The sequence below is a fragment of the Klebsiella sp. HN106 genome (assembly GCF_051209435.1).
Taxonomy (GTDB): domain Bacteria; phylum Pseudomonadota; class Gammaproteobacteria; order Enterobacterales; family Enterobacteriaceae; genus Klebsiella; species Klebsiella oxytoca.
In genome coordinates, this window is the sequence record NZ_JBLURD010000002.1 from 73,667 (window position 1) to 93,964 (window position 20,298).

General features: G+C 55.9%; 15 protein-coding genes. 6 read left to right on the plus strand and 9 right to left on the minus strand.

All coding sequences use genetic code 11. The features are described from left to right. Positions 1 to 38: 38 nt before the first annotated feature. Positions 39 to 1,187, minus strand: coding sequence for an MFS transporter (locus tag ACSIPU_RS06885; protein WP_196558059.1), 1,149 nt, complete (start codon positions 1,185 to 1,187; stop codon positions 39 to 41). An 11-nt stretch (positions 1,188 to 1,198) separates the two neighbouring features. On the opposite strand from ACSIPU_RS06885, the gene ACSIPU_RS06890 reads away from it, so the two are divergent. Next, positions 1,199 to 1,405, plus strand: coding sequence for a hypothetical protein (locus tag ACSIPU_RS06890; protein ID WP_123830269.1), 207 nt, complete (start codon positions 1,199 to 1,201; stop codon positions 1,403 to 1,405). Positions 1,406 to 1,461: 56 nt separating this feature from the next. Here ACSIPU_RS06890 and ACSIPU_RS06895 read toward each other — a convergent pair whose 3' ends face one another. The 8 genes from ACSIPU_RS06895 to lrp all read right to left on the minus strand — a co-directional run bounded on the left by ACSIPU_RS06895 (position 1,462) and on the right by lrp (position 13,829). Next, positions 1,462 to 2,325, minus strand: coding sequence for a dimethyl sulfoxide reductase anchor subunit family protein (locus ACSIPU_RS06895; RefSeq protein ID WP_004100660.1), 864 nt, complete (start codon positions 2,323 to 2,325; stop codon positions 1,462 to 1,464). A 1-nt stretch (position 2,326) separates the two neighbouring features. After that, positions 2,327 to 2,944 (minus strand): DMSO/selenate family reductase complex B subunit, encoded by a 618-nt coding sequence (locus ACSIPU_RS06900; RefSeq protein WP_004100653.1) that lies wholly within the window; start codon positions 2,942 to 2,944, stop codon positions 2,327 to 2,329. 10 nt (positions 2,945 to 2,954) lie between these two features. Further along, positions 2,955 to 5,393, minus strand: coding sequence for a dimethylsulfoxide reductase subunit A (gene dmsA, locus ACSIPU_RS06905; RefSeq protein ID WP_142471842.1), 2,439 nt, complete (start codon positions 5,391 to 5,393; stop codon positions 2,955 to 2,957). Positions 5,394 to 5,593: 200 nt separating this feature from the next. Continuing rightward, a complete protein-coding gene (gene serS / locus ACSIPU_RS06910) occupies positions 5,594 to 6,886 on the minus strand; it encodes a serine--tRNA ligase (RefSeq protein ID WP_004100649.1) in 1,293 nt (430 codons plus the stop codon). 90 nt (positions 6,887 to 6,976) lie between these two features. Continuing rightward, positions 6,977 to 8,320 (minus strand): replication-associated recombination protein RarA, encoded by a 1,344-nt coding sequence (gene rarA, locus ACSIPU_RS06915; RefSeq protein ID WP_004100647.1) that lies wholly within the window; start codon positions 8,318 to 8,320, stop codon positions 6,977 to 6,979. Positions 8,321 to 8,328: 8 nt separating this feature from the next. Then, complete coding sequence (gene lolA, locus ACSIPU_RS06920) at positions 8,329 to 8,940, minus strand: outer membrane lipoprotein chaperone LolA (RefSeq protein WP_004100642.1); 612 nt, start codon at positions 8,938 to 8,940, stop codon at positions 8,329 to 8,331. Positions 8,941 to 9,059: 119 nt separating this feature from the next. Beyond that, positions 9,060 to 13,199 (minus strand): DNA translocase FtsK, encoded by a 4,140-nt coding sequence (gene ftsK / locus ACSIPU_RS06925; RefSeq protein ID WP_123830267.1) that lies wholly within the window; start codon positions 13,197 to 13,199, stop codon positions 9,060 to 9,062. A 135-nt stretch (positions 13,200 to 13,334) separates the two neighbouring features. After that, positions 13,335 to 13,829, minus strand: a complete 495-nt coding sequence (lrp, locus tag ACSIPU_RS06930; RefSeq protein WP_002439523.1) for a leucine-responsive transcriptional regulator Lrp — start codon at positions 13,827 to 13,829, stop codon at positions 13,335 to 13,337. Positions 13,830 to 14,360: 531 nt separating this feature from the next. Between lrp and trxB the strand changes: the two genes are divergently transcribed. From trxB to infA, 5 genes are all read left to right on the plus strand, one after another. Further along, positions 14,361 to 15,329: a thioredoxin-disulfide reductase gene (gene trxB, locus ACSIPU_RS06935; protein ID WP_004100637.1), complete on the plus strand. Its 969-nt coding sequence runs from the start codon at positions 14,361 to 14,363 to the stop codon at positions 15,327 to 15,329. 114 nt (positions 15,330 to 15,443) lie between these two features. Then, entirely contained in the window at positions 15,444 to 17,210 is a 1,767-nt protein-coding gene (gene cydD, locus ACSIPU_RS06940) for a heme ABC transporter permease/ATP-binding protein CydD (protein ID WP_004100633.1), read from the plus strand. After that, positions 17,211 to 18,932 carry a heme ABC transporter ATP-binding protein/permease CydC gene (gene cydC / locus ACSIPU_RS06945; protein WP_004100632.1) on the plus strand — a complete coding sequence of 574 codons (1,722 nt, stop codon included), beginning with the start codon at positions 17,211 to 17,213 and terminating at the stop codon, positions 18,930 to 18,932. Positions 18,933 to 18,970: 38 nt separating this feature from the next. After that, complete coding sequence (gene aat / locus ACSIPU_RS06950; protein ID WP_004111858.1) at positions 18,971 to 19,675, plus strand: leucyl/phenylalanyl-tRNA--protein transferase; 705 nt, start codon at positions 18,971 to 18,973, stop codon at positions 19,673 to 19,675. 279 nt (positions 19,676 to 19,954) lie between these two features. Further along, entirely contained in the window at positions 19,955 to 20,173 is a 219-nt protein-coding gene (infA, locus tag ACSIPU_RS06955) for a translation initiation factor IF-1 (protein ID WP_002211347.1), read from the plus strand. Positions 20,174 to 20,298 lie beyond the last annotated feature (125 nt).

Genomic DNA, 20,298 nt, shown 5'->3' on the forward strand with positions numbered 1-20,298 from the left:
CCATAGCCAGGGCGTGCCCTGGCTATGTTCTGCATAAATCAGGCGTGCGCCACCGGCGTAGGATGGTGGCCCGCTTTGCGCAGCAGCGTCAGCAGATAGATGAATGACACGCTGGCGATCATGATAAACAGCAGATTATCAGAGAAATTCTGCATCAGCATCGCGGTAAGGGTCGGCCCAAGCAGGCTACCCACGGTATAGCTCATTAAGAGCGCCTGGTTCATCGCCACCAGCTGATGACGCTCCACTTTTTCACAAGCCCAGGCCATAGCCACCGGATAGAGCGTAAAGCCGGATGCCCCCAGCACGAACAGCGCTGGTGCCATTGCGGCCTGGCTTAACATTGCCAGACAGCCGAGGATTACCATAAATACCTGAACGCGCAGGACCAGCAGACGCCCGTAGCGATCGGCAAGACGGCCAATCGGCCACTGCCCAACGATACCCGCGCTCACCATTACCGCCATCCAGAAGCCAATGCCGGAATCGCTAACGCCCTGGTGGTTAAGCCATAGCGGCATCAGGCCATACAGCGAACCGAGAACGATGCCGGAAATAATGCAGCCGTTGACCCCATGGCGGGCCTGACGCAGCCGTAGCATTGGCCAGATACGCGCCGGTTCATGCGGTTCATCGGCCTGAGTCGCCACGCGAGCAAACAGCAGCGGCAGGATGGCCGCCAGAGCCAGCGCCGTCACCCACGGCAGAACGCTCATCAGATCCGTCGGCAGTTTGCTGACCATTAGCTGGCCCAGTACCGTGCCGACATAATAAATCATCATATAGGCCGCCAGCAGTCGACCCCGGCTCCGCGAAGTGCCGCTACAGACCAGCGCGCTCTCAACCACCACCCAAATCATCGCGCAGCCGACGCCGGCGATAAAACGCCAGCTGAACCAGCTCCAGAAGCCAATAGTGATACCAAGACCCACGCAGCCCACGGCAAAAATAACCGATGCCAGGTAATAGCTGCGGTTAAACCCCAGGCGCTTAATTACCCATCCGGCGAGCAACGTTCCCACCAGATTACCGGTAAAATAGGACGACCCCACCATTCCAACCTGCCAGGTCGGCATATTTTCATGGGCGAGCCAAAGCGGGACGAGCGTATTTAAAACCGCTATCGCCAGAGTCAACAGAAGCAGGCCACAGAGCAGCATTTGCACTGGCCGGGTGTAGATGGTCATGGATATAAACCGTGATGGAGTTCAGATTTCGTGCGCATCATGCCACTGCTGAAAACATTGTCAATCTACCTGAAATCAGGCCTGACGCGGTTTGCGGGGGAACGATTGAAGTTTTTTATCCAGCGGATCGTCAACAGAATAGTTATTTATATTATTCCATTGTTTTTATTAATTTATTAAAAAAAAGCGGTGGGAATATCAGTAGAAATATTTCATGAATCGACCGCACTTTTTATCGCGCCAGAAATCATAATTCTGGCGCGATAAAGGACGATTAGCTGGCGATTGCCATCCCGACGGTCATATGCAGGCCATAGAAGACGCCGCGGCCGATCGCTTCGCCAACCAGCACCAGCGCAAATGCCAGCCCCAGAAGCGGCAATGCGGGCTGATAGCCTTTGAGCTGCGGAGCTATCCAGCATACCAGCGCCAGCACCAGAGCCACCACGCGCCACGCCATCAGCGAACCATAGTTCGGCACCAGCGCCGAGGCCTGCTGGATAGAGCTATGGATTGTTGTCAGCTCCTGACCCTGCATCAGCACCACGGTCACGCTCACCACCAGCGCCAGCAGAGTCACCGCCGGCAGCAGGCGCATCGCCCAACCGTTGACGTCCGCAAAGCGCAGCAGCAGATACCCCAGCAGCGGACCGCCGATAAACATCGTCAGGAAAAAGCTCAGTGGCGTCCAGACCGTGTACCAGGTGGGCACCGTATCGATGGTGTTATAGACGCGGACCATCATCCAGACAAAGATTATCCCGAGCACCATGGTAATAACCAGCCAGAGGTGACGCAGTCCCGCGGGTAGCTTATTCACCACCGCCAGCAGCCAGCCAATGCCGCCGACGGCAAAGAACAGCGCACCGCTGGCGATTTCGTTGCTGAGCGATGAAGCCCCCACGCGATTAAGCGAGTTAAAAGCGCGCATCGGCGACCCAAGATGCAGAGTCGAGGCAATAAAACCTACGCCCATCAGCACCCACAGGCCAAACATACTTCGCACCACGCGCTGCTGCTGTTCACGCGTTAAATCGCCCTTTATTAGCGCCAGAGCCAGTACAATAAATCCGCCCACGACGCACTGACCCAAGACCGTGAAAATAATCAGCGGCCATTCATGCCATCCACTCCCCATCTCACACCTCCTTCGGGTTAGCCAGGTAGCCGGTGGTATCTCCACACGGTCGGCTGTTGGCATTAGGTTTAATCACAATGCTCGGCTTAGTGAAATGCGCCGAAGGCAGCGGCGCGACGGCAGCCAGCTGACCGTGTTTTTTACGCAGATCTTCAATCGGGCCGAAATCCAACGCGCGCAGCGGGCAAGATTCCACGCAAATCGGTTTTTTGCCGTCGGCGACGCGCTCGTGGCAGCCATCGCATTTGGTCATATGGCCTTTTGTCGCATTGTACTGCGGTGCGCCGTACGGGCAGGCCATATGACAGTAGCGACAGCCGATACAGACATCTTCATCGACGACGACAAAGCCATCTTCACGCTTGTGCATCGCTCCGCTAGGGCAAACTTTAGTGCAGGCAGGATCCTCACAATGGTTGCAGGCGATAGAGAGGTAATAGGCAAAGACGTTTTGCTGCCATACCCCATTATCCTCCTGCCAGTCGCCGCCGGCGTATTCGTAGATACGACGGAAGCTGACTTCCGGCGTAAGGTTTTTATAGTCTTTACAAGCCAGTTCGCAGGTTTTGCAACCGGTGCAACGGGCGGAATCAATAAAAAAACCATATTGAGTTGTCATCGGTTACTCCTTACAGCTTTTCAACCTGGACGAGGTTGGTATGCGATGGATTGCCTTTCGCCAGCGGCGACGGGCGTTGGGTGGTCAGCACGTTGATGCTGCCAGCCTGATCCACGCGGCCTGCGTCCGGGTTATACCAGGCCCCCTCACCCAGCGCGACCACGCCAGGTATCATTCTCGGGGTCACTTTGGCTTCGATATGGACTTCACCACGATCGTTAAAGATGCGGATCCGATCGCCATTAGCGATGCCGCGCTTCTGCGCATCCAGCGGGTTGATCCACATCTCCTGACGGCAAGCCGCTTTCAGCACGTCAACGTTGCCGTAAGTGGAGTGCGTACGGGCTTTATAGTGAAAACCGGTGAGCTGCAGCGGATACTTTTCAGCCAGCGGATCGTCATAGTTTTCAAACCCAGGGCTGTAGATCGGTAGCGGGTCGATGACATCCTGTTCTTTAAGCTCCCAGGTCGCCGCAATTTCCGCCAGCTGCGCAGAGTAAATTTCAATTTTCCCTGACGGCGTCGTTAACGGATTGGCGGCGGGATCTTCACGGAAGGCTTTATAGGCAACGTGGTGACCTTCCGGATCGCGCTGCTTGAAGATTCCCAGCTTGCGGAATTCATCAAACGGCAGCAGTGCCGGGATCGCTTTACGGGATTGTTCATAGAGATGACGTAGCCACTCTTCCTGCGTGCGACCTTCGGTGAAGCGTTGCTCAACGCCCATGCGCTTCGCCAGTTCGCTGGTCATTTCATAAATGGTTTTGCACTCAAAGCGCGGCTTGATGGCCTGGTCGGCAAAAATCACGTAGGACATGTTGCCGCAGGAAGCATCCAGCGCAAAATCCATCTGCTCCGAGGCCGTACAGTCCGGCAGCAGAATATCGGCATATTTTGCTGAGGAGGTCATATGGCAATCAATGACCACAATCATTTCGCACTTCTTGTCATCCTGCAGGATGTCATGGGTACGGTTGATTTCTGAGTGCTGGTTGATAAGACAGTTACCAGCATAGTTCCAGACCATTTTGATAGGGACGTCAAGCTTATCTTTGCCGCGCACGCCGTCGCGCAGCGCGGTCATTTCCGTACCGCGCTCAATCGCATCGGTCCACATAAACATGGAAATACTGGTTTCCACAGGATTATCCAGCGTCGGCATGCGTTCAAAAGGCAGGGAGTAAGAACCTTCACGCGCGCCGGTGTTGCCGCCGTTAATCCCGACGTTACCGGTTAAGATCGCCAGCATTGAAATTGCACGGGATACCAGCTCACCGTTGGCATGACGCTGCGGGCCCCAGCCCTGAGAAATATAGGCAGGTTTAGCGCTGGCGATTTCGCGCGCCAGCTGCACGATACGCGCCTGGGGAATGCCGGTAATCGTCGCCGCCCAGTCAGGGGTCTTCGCGATACCGTCTTTGCCCTGACCGAGAATATAGGCCTTATAGTGGCCATTGGCTGGCGCTCCTTCCGGCAGCGTTTTCTCGTCATAGCCTACGCAGTACTTATCGAGGAAAGGTTGATCAACGAGGTCTTCCGTAATCATCACCCACGCCAGCGCGGAGACCAGCGCGGCGTCGGTTCCCGGGCGAATCGGGATCCACTCGTCTTCGCGTCCGGCACCGGTGTCGGTATAGCGTGGATCGATAATAATCAGCCTGGCGTTGGATTTCTCCCGCGCCTGTTCCAGGTAATAGGTTACCCCGCCGCCGCTCATTCGGGTTTCCCCGGGGTTGTTGCCAAACAATACGACCAGCTTACTGTTTTCGATATCCGACGGGCTATTGCCATCGGCCCAGCCACCGTAGGTGTAGTTCAGGCCAGCGGCGATTTGCGCGGTGGAGTAGTCGCCATAATGGTTGAGATAGCCGCCGCAGCAGTTCATCAGGCGGGCAATCAGGGTTTTTCCCGGTGGCCATGAGCGAGTCAAAGTTCCGCCGAGGGTACCCGTTCCATAGTTCAGATAGATAGACTCATTACCGTACTCTTTTATCAGGCGCTGCATATTGCTGGCGATAGTATCAAATGCTTCTTCCCAGCTGATGCGCTCGAATTTGCCCTCGCCGCGCTTGCCCACGCGCTTCATCGGATATTTCAGGCGGTCCGGGTTGTAGACGCGTCGACGCATCGAGCGGCCACGCAGACAGGCGCGAACCTGATGCAGGCCGTCGTAGCTATCATCGCCGGTATTGTCTGTTTCAACATATTTGATCTCACCATCGACCACATGCATCCGCAGCGGACAGCGGCTACCGCAGTTAACCGTACAGGCGCTCCAGGTAACGGTTTCGCTGGTGGGACTCAGGCTATCCGCAGCGTGGGCAATGCGCGTGAAGGGTAAGGTAAAAGCGCTGCTGGCCATTGCCAGCCCGCCAATCGCCGTGGTTTTCATTAAACCACGCCGGCTCACCTCGGCAGCCAGTAAAGCATCGGGGGTTTTGGTTTTCATAGATACTCGCTTTGGTTGCTCACAATTAACTTAAAGCCGCTATATAGTTTTATATATAACGAAATTAGACTTTATTAGTTTTTTATGCTGGTTAATCCAAAGGGAGTATCTGCGTATTCGCGAAGTCGATTATTGCCCGGTATCAAGAAGGGGGTAAAAAAAAAGCGCCCGCAGGCGCTTTTGAGAAAAGAGTCGAAAAATCAGCCGATAAATTCAAGGCCGCGCATATACGGACGCAGCACTTCCGGAATTTCAATGCGGCCATCCGCCTGCTGATAGTTTTCCATCACCGCGACCAGCGTACGCCCAACCGCCAGGCCAGAACCGTTCAGCGTGTGTACGAGGCGAGTTTTCTTGTCAGACTTGCTGCGGCAGCGCGCCTGCATACGACGCGCCTGGAAATCCCACACGTTGGAGCAGGAAGAGATTTCACGATAGGTATTCTGCGCCGGTACCCACACTTCCAGATCGTAGGTTTTGCAAGCGCTGAAGCCCATGTCGCCAGTGCACAGAGCCACTTTACGATACGGCAGACCCAGCAGCTGCAGCACTTTCTCGGCGTGACCGGTCATCTCTTCCAGCGCGACCATGGAATCTTCCGGACGCACAATCTGCACCATCTCAACTTTGTCGAACTGGTGCATGCGGATCAGACCACGGGTATCACGGCCGTAAGAGCCCGCCTCAGAGCGGAAGCACGGCGTATGGGCGGTCATTTTGATCGGCAGATCGTCTTCATCAATGATTTCATCGCGAACCAGGTTGGTCAGCGGGACTTCCGCCGTTGGGATCAGCGCATAGTTGCTGCTGTCGGCTTCTTCTTCCAGCGGACGGGTATGGAACAGGTCGCCGGCAAATTTTGGTAGCTGACCAGTGCCGTACAGCGTGTCCTGGTTAACCAGATACGGAACATAGTTTTCGCTGTAACCGTGCTGTTCAGTATGCAGATCCAGCATAAACTGCGCCAGCGCGCGGTGCAGGCGTGCCAGCTGGCCCTTCATGACCACAAAGCGAGAACCGGTCAGCTTCACGGCGGCGGCAAAATCCAGCCCTCCGTGCATTTCGCCCAGCGTGACGTGATCGCGAATGTCAAAATCGAACTCGCGCGGGGTTCCCCAGCGGCTGACTTCAACGTTATCGTTTTCATCGCGACCGGCCGGTACGTCATCATGCGGGATGTTTGGAATAGCCAGCGCAATATCGCGGATTTCCGCCAGCAGCGCGTCCAGCTCGGTCTTAGCGGCATCAAGCTGCTCACCGAGCTTGTTCACTTCCAGGCGTAATGGCTCAATATCTTCCCCGCGCGCTTTCGCCTGGCCAATGGATTTCGATCGGGAGTTACGCTCCGCCTGCAGGTTTTCAGTTTGAACCTGCAGAACTTTACGACGCTCTTCCAGAGCGCGAAGTTTATCTACATCCAGCTTAAAGCCCCGGCGTGCCAGTTTTTCTGCGACTGCGTCTGGCTCGGTACGCAGCAGATTGGGATCGAGCATGCTTATCCTGTGCTTATCGAATTAATAAAGAAAAATGGCCGCAGAGCGCGACCACGGAAATAGTGTGACAACCTTACCGCAACGCCTCAATTATCGGTAGCGTTTTATCGGGCTATTTTGATCCTGTTCGGTTAACCAGGCGAGCTTTTCGCCTATTTTGCCCTCCAGCCCCCGGTTTGTCGGCTGATAATAGCGAGTTTGCGCCATTTCCTCCGGGAAGTACTGCTCTCCGGCGGCATAAGCATTAGGTTCATCATGTGCATAGCGGTACGCCTGCCCGTAGCCCATCTCTTTCATCAGCTTCGTGGGGGCATTGCGCAAATGCACCGGGACGTCGTAATCGGGACGTTCGCGCGCGTCGGCCATTGCCGCTTTAAAGGCGGTGTAAACAGCGTTGCTTTTGGGCGCACAGGCAAGATAAACAATGGCCTGAGCAATGGCGCGTTCACCTTCCGCCGGTCCGACGCGGGTAAAGCAGTCCCAGGCGGAGATCGCAACCTGCATCGCGCGCGGATCGGCATTGCCTACATCTTCAGAGGCAATCGCCAGGCAGCGGCGGGCAACGTAGAGGGGATCGCCGCCGGCGGTAATAATCCGCGCGTACCAGTAGAGGGCGGCATCCGGCGCGCTTCCGCGGACCGATTTATGCAGCGCGGAGATTAAATCGTAAAAGCGATCGCCTTTGTTGTCGAAACGCGCGCTGCGCTCGCCGGCAATTTCGGTCAGCAGTTCAACCTGCAACACGCGATTGCCGGAGGCGTCGGTTTCAGCCATATCGGCCATCATTTCCAGCGTATTCAGCGCCCGGCGCGCATCACCGTTGACAAGGTCAGCGATGGCCTTGCGCGTCTCGTCCGGTAGTACAATATTTTGCCCACCGTAGCCGCGCGTTTTGTCGCTCATGGCCTGATTAAGAACCTGTTCGATATCGTCGCTGGTCAGCGACTTCAGCAGATAGACGCGCGCGCGGGATAGCAGTGCAGAATTGAGTTCAAAGGAAGGGTTTTCCGTCGTCGCGCCGATAAAGGTGATAGTTCCATCTTCGATATGCGGCAAAAAGGCATCCTGCTGGCTTTTATTAAACCGATGGACCTCATCGACAAACAGGATCGTGCGGCGACCCGCATTGCGGTTTTGACGCGCGCGTTCAATGGCCTCGCGGATCTCTTTCACTCCGGAGGTAACCGCTGAAATACGTTCAACATCGGCGCTGGCGTAGCGCGCAATGACCTCAGCGAGGGTGGTTTTTCCCGTCCCCGGCGGCCCCCAGAGGATCATCGAGTGCAGGTGCCCGGCTTCAATCGCCCTCGGTAAGGGTTTACCCGGCGCCAGCAGGTGCTGCTGGCCAATGTACTGCGCTAAATTTTCTGGCCGCATACGGGCGGCCAGAGGTTGAAACGCGTTATCGGAAAAATCGAGCGACAGGTTGCTCACGTTCGCCTCTATTTACGTTGATCGTCCACCGTAACCCCTTGCGGCGGCGTAAAGGTGAACTTAGATGCATCCACGGCACCATTTTGTTGCGATTTCAGCTGATAGCTGCTGCGTTGATCGTCCTGTTCCACGGCGCTGAATTGATGAATCGTACCGTCACGACCCACATTGATGGTGAACTGCTTAAGATTACCGCTGCCGTTTTTCGGAGTCAGAACAAAATCGTCACCGTTCTGCTTAATGTTGTAGTTTTGCCAGTCGCTGGCCTGATTACGGGCAATCAGCATAAACGGCGTATTGCTGGTCGCGTCTTTTAACCAGGTGGCGGTGGCCTGCTCAACAAACGGATTGTAAAACCATAGCGTTTTGCCATCAGAAACCAGCACGCTTTCATCTGGCTGAGTCATGTGCCAGTTGAACAGATTTGGCCGCTTGACCCAGAGATCACCCTGCCCGTCCTGAACGGCATTACCGCTGCCGTCGGTGACCTTCTGCGTAAAACTGGAGTGGAAGCTGCTCACTTTATCAAGGCGGCTTTTTAAATCGCTGGCGGCATCCGCCCATACCTGGCTGACAACCAGACCGGACAGTAATGCACAGGTGATTGCGAGTTTTTTCATTATCATTCCTTTATGTGCGTCACTCCCGACGCGGGAGCCTCTTCTGCCAAATTTAGACCCGCTAACGGCGGCTAAACAGCAGAAAAGGCTGATTTTCACTTATTTACCCAGCTTAGCGGTTACTCGAAGGGCGGCGGAGCCAGCACTTCACGGTTACCGTTATGACCCTGCTCGCTCACAATACCCTGGGCTTCCATTTGCTCAATAATACGCGCGGCGCGGTTATAGCCAATGCGGAACTGACGCTGTACCCCAGAAATGGAGGCTTTGCGTTTTTCCGTCACAAAATTCACGGCCTGATCGAATAGCGGATCGAGCTCTTCCCCGCCATCGTAGCCACCGCCGCCGCCTTCGCTTTCGCTGTCGGAGGTGATGCCATCGACATACTGCGGACGACCGCGCGCTTTCCAGTCCTGAACGACAGCGTGAACTTCCTCGTCGCGCACAAAAGCGCCGTGCACGCGCACCGGAATCGTCGAGTTAGGCGCGGAGTAGAGCATATCGCCCATCCCCAGCAGAGATTCCGCACCGCCCTGATCGAGGATGGTACGCGAGTCAATTTTACTCGAGACGGTAAAGGCGATACGCGTCGGGATGTTGGCTTTGATGAGGCCGGTAATCACGTCAACCGAAGGGCGCTGAGTTGCCAGCACCAGGTGGATACCCGCGGCGCGCGCTTTCTGCGCCAGACGGGCGATCAGCTCTTCCACTTTCTTACCAACGGTCATCATCAGGTCGGCAAATTCATCGACCAGCACCACGATATAAGGCTCTTTTTTCAGTACCGGATGGGTTGCATCCATACTGTCGCCAGGCTTCCAGTACGGATCCGGAATTGGCCGTCCCATACGCGCGGCTTCGGCAATTTTCTCGTTGTAACCCGCCAGATTACGCACGCCCAGCGCAGACATCAGCTTATACCGACGCTCCATCTCGTTAACGCTCCAGCGCAAAGCGTTGGCGGCGTCTTTCATATCCGTCACCACCTCGGTCAACAGATGCGGTATGCCTTCATAAACCGACAGCTCGAGCATTTTCGGGTCAATCATGATGAATTTCACATCTTCCGGCTGCGCTTTGTAAAGCATGCTCAGGATCATGGCGTTGACCCCAACAGACTTACCGGAACCGGTAGTACCAGCCACCAGCAGGTGCGGCATCTTCGCCAGGTCGGCGGTTACGGGTTCGCCCGCGATGTCTTTGCCGAGGACCACGGTGAGCGGTGAAGGATTGTCGCGGAATTTCGCGTTATCCAGCACTTCGCGCAGGTAAACGGTTTGCCGTTTTTTATTAGGCAGCTCCAGGCCAACGTAAGGCTTACCCGGAATAACTTCGACTACGCGCACCGCCGCTGTGGACAGGGAACGGGCCAAATCTCGCGACAGGTTGGAAATACGCGCTGCTTTCACGCCCGGCGCCAGGTTAAGCTCAAAGCGAGTGATTACCGGGCCCGGTGAGTAGTTCACCACGTCGGCTTTAATGCGGAAATCGGCCAGACGAGCTTCAACCAGGCGCGCCATCTGCTCAAGCGCAAAGGTATCAATCGGCTCAACTTCAGCCGGGGGCGGCGTAAGCAGGTCAAGAGACGGCAGCAGCGTCGTCGGCTTCTGCAACGGGCGACTGTCGCCATTGCGCATCAACAACGGATGAATGAGACTCTCCTGCGGCTGTGGGGCCGGCTGCTGCGGGGCGTGCCCCTGAGAAGCATGCTGCTGCATCTGCGGATGTTGAGCCGGCTGATGCTGCGCGGATTGATAAGCCTGGTGCTGCACATTTTGCGGTTGCTGAGGGGCGTGCTGATGCGGCATCGGCTGCGGCACGGGCTGCAAATGCTGGACCGGCTGCTGATACTGCGGAGCAGGCTGCTGCACTTCCGGCAATGGCGTGAAGACAGGCTCGCTCGGCGCATCGTCAACTAACGTTTTCATTGGCGAGAATTCATAGTCAGCCGCAGAGAACGGATGCGATCCCGGCGGCTGCTCGCTTGCGTAGCGCTGTTGTTGAGATGCGGCAAACTGACGAGCCAGCTCGGCTTCAGCAGCGGAATCGTCATCTGCCGTTTCATCTTCGGCAGCGTAGCTATCACCATAGCGCTGATTTTGCGCAGCGGCGAACTGACGCGCCAGCTCTCCCTGCTCGAGCTCTGCAACTTCCTCGTCAGACAGCGAATCATCATAGTGCTGATGCTCAGCCTGACGCGCGCGCTCTTCGGCTAACCGCTGCGAAGGCAGCTTGATCCCGTAGGAGGCAAGTTCCCGGCGGGTGGGAACCCGAACGCGATTTGGACGAGGCAATTTCGGGCCAATGCCTTCTTTTACCTGCGCGCGAGGACCGCCCGAAGCCGGGCTAAATAACGGCGCAGCGCCGGATGCGGCAGAAGCGGTTGAGGCCGCGGCGGCGCTAGCTGCAGCCGCACCCGTTGCCTGATGGACCCCGGCCGCCAGTGCGCTCACGGCGGCAACATCTCCCGCCGGTGAAGACGGAGGCGTGATGGGTTTTGTCGCCACCGGACTGACGGGTTCAGGAATCGGCTGATACCAGGCGGCAAGCTGCTCGCGTTCACGCGCGCGTTTCTCTTCTACTTCTTCAAAGTAATACATCGGCGGACGCTGAGGCTTCACCTCCTCTTGCGGAGGCTCAGGCTCAACGGGGGCAGCATAGGGATCGGGCTGGTGCACTGGCGCCTGTTCCGGCTGGTACGCATGCTGCGGCTGCGAGAACGGTTCCGGCTGATAAGCTGGCTGCTGCACCGGAGCCTGCTCCGGATGGTACGCATGCTGTGGCTGTGCGATCGGCTCCGGATGATAAGCTGGCTGCTGCACCGGAGCCTGTTCCGGCTGGTACGCGTGCTGCGGCTGCCATGCCGGTTCCGGCTGATAAGCTGGCTGCTGCACCGGAGCCTGCTCCGGCTGGTACGCGTGCTGCGGCTGCCATGCCGGTTCCGCCTGATAAGCTGGCTGCTGCACCGGAGCCTGTTCCGGCTGGTACGCATGCTGCGGCTGCGAGAACGGTTCCGGCTGATAAGCTGGCTGCTGCACCGGAGCCTGCTCCGGCTGATACACGTGCTGCGGCTGCGCGATCGGTTCCGGCTGATAAGCTGGCTGCTGCATCGGAGACGGCTGCGGCTGGTACGCATGCTGCGGCGGTGTCACTGGTTCGGGCTGATAGACTGGCTGAGCGTCGTACCCTGGCAGTGGTTCAGCCCATGCCTGTGGAGCAGCGGTATCCTGCGCGGCCACTGCTACCGGATCGGCAATGCTATGGCCGTTCAACAGCGGATCGTATGGGTCAAAATCGCCAGGGCGTGCCGCGCTGACTCCGGAGAACAGAACGTCATCGGCATTGGCCGGACGCGCTGCGCTGGAACCAGAAAAGAGCACATCATCAGCGGCAACAGGCGCACCGCTGGCGCTATACTGAATCTCATCTTCCGCATCATCCATCCGCTTACCGGAGAACAGAGCGGCATCAGTTTTACGCCCCATCGGGTTAGCGAATTTTTCGGCCAGGCGCTGGCGGCGGGCTAAGGCGCTGCGTAGAATCCGCGCGCGTCGAGAACCTTGCGGCCTGGCGGGTTCATCATCGTCATATTCTTCTTCATCATCTTCATATTCCCCTTCATCAACCCAGGTGTCGTCACGACGGGTACGGTTGCTGGCAAACGTGAGAACAGAGAGAATCACACCGCCGATTTTTTCGGCAATGCTGACCCAGGACCAGCCGGTAAACAACGTCAATCCGGCCGCCCAGATGCAGAGCAGCGCGATTGTGCCGCCGCTGCTGTGCAGCAGAGGTTGCAGGGTGGTGCTCAGCAGACTGCCGATCACCCCGCCGGAGGCAAAGTACCAGATATCATCAGCGTTGATAGCCGCCAGCCCACAGGACGTGAGAATCAGCGCCAGCGCACCGATCAAACGCAGCGAGACGGCGAAATAATCGATGTACTCGTCGTTTTCCTGATGACGCCAGGCAAACCAGCAGCCGCCGATAATAATGACCGGAATGGTGTAAGCCATTACGCCAAAAATGAAAAATAGCGTATCGGCTAGCCATGCTCCGGGCGTACCGCCTATGTTATGAATAGGCTCGTGCCACGCCGTTTGCGACCAGCTAGGATCCGAGGGATTAAAGCTGAGTAAGGCCGCCATCAACCAGATGGCAAAAAGGGAGCAAAGAATGAGTAATGCCTCAAGGAGACGGCGCCCGCTACTCAGCTTTGTGAACTTGACTTCTTTGTCTTCGGTGTATTCCTGGCTCAAGAAAGGCTCTCCAGGTATCAGGCTGTTTCCTGCCTTCAGCTAAAACGGACAACAGTGCCGGGTCTCCCCGGCACTGTTGCTGTATGGATTAACAGGAGTGTAATCAAACTACGTCGATTTTGCACCTGTTCCGTGTTAGCGCGTCTTAATTACCAGACGATTACTTTGCTTGACTTCTTCCATTACCACATAGGTACGGGTGTCGTTTACGCCCGGCAGGCGCAGCAAGGTCTCGCCCAGTAGTTTACGATACGCAGACATATCCGGCACGCGGGTTTTCAACAGGTAATCGAAATCCCCGGAAACCAGATGACACTCTTGAATTTCTTCAAGTTTTTGCACAGCGGAGTTAAATTGCTCAAACACATCCGGCGCGCCACGATTCAGAGTAATCTCAACAAATACCAGAAGTGATGCATCCAGATAATGCGGGTTGAGCAGCGCTGTATAGCCCTGAATAAAACCCTGTCTTTCCAGTCGACGCACGCGCTCAAGGCAAGGCGTCGGAGAAAGTCCCACCCGTTTAGAAAGCTCGACGTTGGAAATACGCCCGTCTTTTTGCAATTCATTCAAAATATTACGATCAATGCGGTCGAGATCTTTGCCAGGGCGCTTCTTGCTATCTACCATTATTATTGTCTCTCTGTATTCCTTCCCTACTCCTGTTCCGACTCTGAGCCTTCACTGCCAGAGTCCATCCTGTCATTACCCTTACGACGATGGGTAACCCAGGGGTACGTGAGAAGCCCGTTGCCTGACGGCAGTCACCGACATCACGCATGGCGTCTGTCCACACCATGCGTAGATTTCGCTAACCCGGATAAAAATGGCATTTGCGTGCATTAAAATTCGCCACACGCTAAACACTGCTTTTCTTCTTCCATGAATGTTTTCGCAAAAGCACAGGGGATTGTCAAAGCAAAACATCGATTTTTAGTACAAGATGCCAGATATTCATTATCCTCCCCCGTTGATTCTCATGTTTTCCTCTTATAATTGTCCCCCTGACAGTAGAATTAGTTATATTCTTCGTTCGTTAAATCGCCAATTAATCGGCAGCTTCTATTACACATATCGTTAACAAAACTGCCACGCTCTTTTTTTACGTCCACAAATTCCCTACAATCCAGCGCATGTATGCTAATAAATTACGAGGATCTCATGGGCACGGCCAAACACAGTAAACTGCTTATTCTTGGTTCTGGACCTGCGGGATATACCGCTGCGGTCTACGCAGCGCGCGCAAATCTGCAGCCGGTACTGATTACCGGAATGGAAAAAGGCGGTCAGCTGACCACCACCACTGAAGTGGAAAACTGGCCAGGCGATCCTAACGATCTGACCGGACCGCTGCTGATGGAGCGCATGCACGAACATGCCACCAAGTTTGAGACCGAAATTATTTTCGATCATATCAACAGCGTCGATCTACAAAACCGTCCGTTCCGCCTGACCGGCGACAGCGGTGAATACACCTGTGACGCCCTGATTATCGCCACCGGCGCATCAGCGCGTTATCTGGGGCTTCCATCAGAAGAGGCATTTAAAGGCCGCGGCGTTTCTGCCTGCGCCACCTGCGACGGTTTCTTCTATCGTAACCAGAAAGTCGCCGTCATCGGCGGCGGCAATACGGCTGTTGAAGAGGCGCTGTATCTGTCCAACATCGCTTCCGAAGTCCATCTGATCCACCGTCGTGACGGCTTCCGCGCGGAAAAAATCCTCATCAAACGCCTGATGGATAAAGTGGAAAGCGGCAACATCGTGCTGCATACCAACCGCACCCTCGAAGAAGTAACCGGCGATCAGATGGGCGTGAGCGGCCTGCGCTTGCGCGATACGCAGAATGCTGACAATGTTGAATCCCTGGACGTTGCCGGGCTGTTCGTTGCTATCGGGCATAGCCCGAACACGGCGATTTTTGCCGGTCAACTGGAGCTGGAAAACGGCTACATTAAAGTTCAGTCCGGCATCCACGGCAACGCCACCCAGACCAGCATTCCTGGCGTCTTCGCTGCGGGTGACGTGATGGACCATATCTATCGTCAGGCGATTACCTCTGCCGGAACAGGCTGTATGGCTGCGCTGGATGCAGAGCGTTATCTGGATGGTTTAGCCGACGCTTGCAAATAATCTTTACAAGTCAGTAACAAAGGTAAAGAAGGCGACGAAAAGTCGCCTTTATTTTTGCCCCGTTGTAACATTGCCGTGCCCAAAAAACTCATAACTACACCTGCTAAGCGCGCAATGAATAAAACCCGTCAACAAGATTTAACCCGTTGGTTAAAAGATCAAAGCATTATCTCCCGTCGCTGGTTGATGATTTCCCGTCTCCTGGGCGTCGTTAGCGGCCTGCTCATCGTTGCTCAGGCCTGGTTCCTGGCGCGGATCCTTCATCGCATGATTATGGAAAATATTCCCGCCACGGCGCTGCTGCTGCCTTTTGTGTTACTGGTGCTGGTCTTTGTGCTGCGCGCCTGGGTTGTCTGGTTGCGTGAAAGAGTGGGTTTTCAGGCGGGCCAGCATATCCGCGTTGAGATTCGCCGCCAGGTTCTGGATCGCTTACAGCAGGCGGGGCCTGCCTGGATACAGGGGAAACCCGCAGGCAGCTGGGCCACGCTGATCCTTGAGCAGATCGACGATATGCATGACTACTATGCTCGCTATTTACCGCAGATGACGCTGGCGGCCAGCATTCCCTTACTGATCGTCATCACTATTTTCCCCATCAACTGGGCCGCAGCGCTGATTCTGTTGGGCACAGCGCCGCTTATTCCTCTGTTTATGGCGCTGGTTGGCATGGGAGCGGCCGATGCCAACCGACGTAACTTTCTCGCTCTGGCGCGCTTAAGCGGCCATTTTCTCGACCGCCTGCGCGGTATGGAGACGCTGAGAATTTTTCATCGCGGTCAAGCAGAGACGGAAAACATACGCGAGGCTTCTCAGGATTTCCGTCAGCGAACAATGGAAGTGCTGCGTCTGGCGTTTCTCTCCTCCGGCGTGCTGGAATTTTTCACCTCGCTCTCGATTGCGCTGGTAGCCGTTTACTTTGGCTTTTCCTATCTGGGAGAGCTCAACTTTGGCCACTACGGCGCCGGTGTGACGTTGATGGCCGGTTTCCTCGCGCTGATTCTGGCCCCCGAGTTTTTCCAGCCGCTGCGCGATTTAGGCACCTTTTATCATGCGAAAGCGCAGGCTATTGGCGCCGCAGATAGCCTGAAGACCTTTATGGAAACGCCGCTGGCGCAGCCAGAACGTGGGGAAAAAGTATTAAGCGATAATGAAATGATTAGCATCGAAGCCCGCGACCTGCTGATCAAATCCCCTGAGGGTAAAGTGCTGGCCGGGCCGCTGAATTTTTCCCTACGCGCTGGCGAGCGCGTGGTGCTGGTTGGGCAAAGCGGCTCCGGTAAAAGCTCGCTATTGAATACGCTAACGGGTTTTCTTCCCTATGAGGGCTCGCTCAAGGTCAATGGCGTTGAGTTGAAGAGTCTGGATGCCGACCGCTGGCGCCGTCTCCTGAGCTGGGTAGGGCAAAATCCGCAACTGCCGGCGGCAACGCTGCGTGACAACGTCCTGCTGTCATGCCCTGATGCCACCGAAGCACAGCTACAGCTTGCGCTGGATAAAGCGTGGGTCAGCGAGTTCCTCTCCCTTCTGCCGCAGGGTATTAACACGCCTGTCGGCGATCAGGCCGGTCGCCTGTCGGTCGGGCAGGCTCAGCGTGTCGCCGTCGCGCGGGCGCTGTTGGTACCCTGCCGCCTGCTGCTGCTGGACGAACCCGCAGCCAGCCTGGATGCCCATAGTGAGCAGCGCGTGATGCAGGCGCTGACCAATGCATCAACGCAGCAAACCACGCTAATGGTTACCCACCAGCTGGAAGGCCTTGCGAACTGGGATGCAATCTGGGTGATGCAGGATGGTCAAATTGTTGAACAAGGCAGTTATTCGCAACTGGCGACCGCAGGCGGCCCTTTTGCAACCCTGCTTGCTCATCGTCAGGAGGAGATTTAAATGCGCGCATTATGGCCTTACCTGGCGCTGTACAAACGACACAAATGGCTGCTGCTGCTCGGTATCGTGCTGGCGATCGTTACGCTGCTGGCCAGCATTGGCTTATTAACGTTATCCGGCTGGTTCCTGTCGGCATCGGCCGTTGTTGGCGTAGCGGGCATCTACAGCTTTAACTATATGTTGCCAGCCGCGGGCGTACGCGGCGCGGCGATCATTCGCACCGCTGGCCGTTATTTTGAGCGTCTGGTCAGCCATGACGCAACCTTTCGCGTCCTGCAGCATCTGCGGGTATTTACCTTCAGCAAACTGCTACCGCTCTCCCCCGCCGGGCTGGCGCGTTTTCGTCAGGGTGAACTGCTTAACCGGGTGGTTGCAGATGTCGATACCCTGGATCATCTCTATCTGCGCGTCATATCGCCGCTGGTAGGCGCGCTGGTGGTAATTCTCGTCGTCACCGTGGGGCTGAGCGTACTGGACGTTACTCTGGCTCTGACCCTGGGCGGTATTATGCTACTTACCCTGCTGGTGATGCCGCCGCTGTTCTATCGCGCCGGTAAGCCCGCCGGTGAAAGCATGACTCATTTCCGCGGGCAGTATCGCCAGCAGTTGACCTCATGGCTGCAGGGGCAGGCGGAGCTGATGCTGTTCAACGCCAGCGATCGTTACCGGCAGCAAATGGTAAAAACCGAAGCGCATTGGCTGGATGCGCAGCGTCGCCAGGCGGAACTGACGGCCCTCTCCCAGGCGCTGATGCTGCTGATTGGCGGAGTGGCGGTTATTACTATGCTGTGGCTCGCCTCAGCAGGCGTTGGCGGCGATACTCAACCGGGCGCGCTGATCGCGTTGTTTGTCTTCTGCGCGCTGGCGGCGTTTGAAGCGCTGGCGCCGGTAACCGGCGCATTTCAGCATCTGGGGCAGGTGATCGCTTCCGCAAAGCGCATCACGCAAATTACCGAACAAGAGCCGGAAGTCGCCTTCACTCAGGGCGAAAGCCAAAAGCTGGATCGCGTTTCGTTGAGCTTAAATCAGGTTACCTTCAGCTATCCGCAGCAGCCCTCCCCTGCGCTGGAGAAAATATCATTGCAGATCGAGGCCGGTCAGCATATCGCCATCCTGGGACGAACAGGCTGCGGTAAATCGACGCTGTTACAGCTGCTGACCCGTGCCTGGGATCCGGCGGAGGGAGAGATATTACTCAATGATCAGCCGCTGACGCAGCTTAACGAAGCGACGTTGCGCCAGGCGATGAGCGTCGTGCCGCAGCGCGTACATCTGTTCAGCGCGACCCTGCGCGACAACCTGCTGCTGGCTTCTCCGGGGGCCAGCGATGCCCGGCTTGCAGAAACGCTTGAACGCGTCGGTTTAGCCAGGTTGCTGGAAGATAGCGGCCTGAATAGCTGGCTGGGAGAAGGTGGTCGTCAGCTTTCCGGCGGCGAGTTGCGCAGGCTGGCTATCGCTCGCGCCCTGCTTCACGATGCGCCGCTGATGCTGCTGGACGAACCTACTGAAGGCCTTGATGCGACGACCGAAAGCCAAATACTTGATTTACTTGCTGAAGTTATGCGTGAAAAAACCGTGCTGATGGTAACTCATCGTCTGCGCGGGCTGGCGCGGTTTAATCAGATAATAGTCATGGACAACGGAAAGATTATTGAGCAAGGTAGTCACGCAGAATTGCTGGCTGAACAGGGGCGTTACTACCAGTTTAAGCAGCGTCTGTAGGCTACTATTGAATCATTGCCTGATGCGTTGAGGTAAAAATGCGGCTGGTTCAGCTCTCTCATCATTCCATCGCCTTCCCCTCCCCGGAAGGCGCTTTGCGCGAACCTAATGGTCTGTTAGCGCTGGGCGGCGATCTTAGCCCGGCGCGGTTACTGATGGCCTATCAGCGCGGTATTTTTCCATGGTTTTCGCCCGGTGACCCAATTCTCTGGTGGTCCCCCGACCCGCGAGCGGTACTGTGGCCGGAGAAATTCCATCTCAGCCGCAGTATGAAGCGTTTTCATCAGCGCTCCCCGTATCGCGTAACGTTGAATCACGCCTTCGGTCAGGTTATTGAAGGCTGCGCCGATCATCGTGATGAAGGAACATGGATAACGCAGGGTATTGTTCAGGCATACCATCAGCTACATGAGCTGGGGCACGCTCATTCTGTTGAAGTGTGGCAGGGAGAGGAATTAGTGGGTGGCATGTACGGTGTTGCACAGGGGGCGCTGTTTTGCGGAGAATCAATGTTCAGCCGAGCCGAAAATGCCTCCAAAACCGCACTGTTGGTCTTTAGCCAGGCGTTTATGCACGATGGTGGAAAATTAATCGATTGCCAGGTGCTAAACAAGCATACGGCTTCGTTGGGCGCAGTGGAAATTCCTCGCCGCGATTATCTCGACTATCTCTCCGTACTGCGGACGTATCGTCTGCCGGAGCGGTTCTGGGTGCCAAGGGTGCTATTTGCAGGAGAAGCATAAATGTTTTCAGCACATTTTTTGTCGGGATGTTATAATTGCGCGGTAGAGTAGCTTCTGCCCGTTGCCCCGCCGCCGTTTGGGAATAATAAGAGTCAGATAACGCCCATCGTTCTGTCACTCCCCCTTTACGTTTGCGCCTGTCGCCCGGTTTATCCGCGTGAATTACGGGCAATGCGCCAAAACTACTTCGGCGATTTGACGTAAAACTTTACATACTTGCTGAACTTCGGCATTATCTTGCCGGTTCAAAACTACGGTAGTGATACCCCAGAGGACTAGATGGCCAAAGAAGACAATATTGAAATGCAGGGCACCGTACTTGATACGCTGCCTAACACTATGTTCCGCGTAGAACTGGAAAACGGTCACGTGGTAACTGCGCATATTTCCGGTAAAATGCGTAAAAACTACATCCGCATTCTGACGGGCGACAAAGTGACTGTTGAGCTGACCCCGTACGACCTGAGCAAAGGCCGCATTGTCTTCCGTAGTCGCTGATCGTTTTCGCGCTTAACGCGCCAGATGCTGAAGGCCGGGATAATTCCCGGTCTTTTCATTTCTTTTATTCTCACGCCGTTTCCCTCTTCGGCTTTGACGGCCCTGTCTCTGCGCCCGTAAAATAA

Excerpts from the sequence above, each read along its gene's own strand:
- ACSIPU_RS06885 (WP_196558059.1), bottom strand. The coding sequence starts at position 1,187 with ATGACCATCTACACCCGGCCAGTGCAAATGCTGCTCTGTGGCCTGCTT.
- ACSIPU_RS06895 (WP_004100660.1), bottom strand. The coding sequence starts at position 2,325 with ATGGGGAGTGGATGGCATGAATGGCCGCTGATTATTTTCACGGTCTTG.
- ACSIPU_RS06900 (WP_004100653.1), bottom strand. The coding sequence starts at position 2,944 with ATGACAACTCAATATGGTTTTTTTATTGATTCCGCCCGTTGCACCGGT.
- dmsA (WP_142471842.1), bottom strand. The coding sequence starts at position 5,393 with ATGAAAACCAAAACCCCCGATGCTTTACTGGCTGCCGAGGTGAGCCGG.
- serS (WP_004100649.1), bottom strand. The coding sequence starts at position 6,886 with ATGCTCGATCCCAATCTGCTGCGTACCGAGCCAGACGCAGTCGCAGAA.
- lolA (WP_004100642.1), bottom strand. The coding sequence starts at position 8,940 with ATGAAAAAACTCGCAATCACCTGTGCATTACTGTCCGGTCTGGTTGTC.
- lrp (WP_002439523.1), bottom strand. The coding sequence starts at position 13,829 with ATGGTAGATAGCAAGAAGCGCCCTGGCAAAGATCTCGACCGCATTGAT.
- trxB (WP_004100637.1), top strand. The coding sequence starts at position 14,361 with ATGGGCACGGCCAAACACAGTAAACTGCTTATTCTTGGTTCTGGACCT.
- cydD (WP_004100633.1), top strand. The coding sequence starts at position 15,444 with ATGAATAAAACCCGTCAACAAGATTTAACCCGTTGGTTAAAAGATCAA.
- cydC (WP_004100632.1), top strand. The coding sequence starts at position 17,211 with ATGCGCGCATTATGGCCTTACCTGGCGCTGTACAAACGACACAAATGG.
- aat (WP_004111858.1), top strand. The coding sequence starts at position 18,971 with ATGCGGCTGGTTCAGCTCTCTCATCATTCCATCGCCTTCCCCTCCCCG.
- infA (WP_002211347.1), top strand. The coding sequence starts at position 19,955 with ATGGCCAAAGAAGACAATATTGAAATGCAGGGCACCGTACTTGATACG.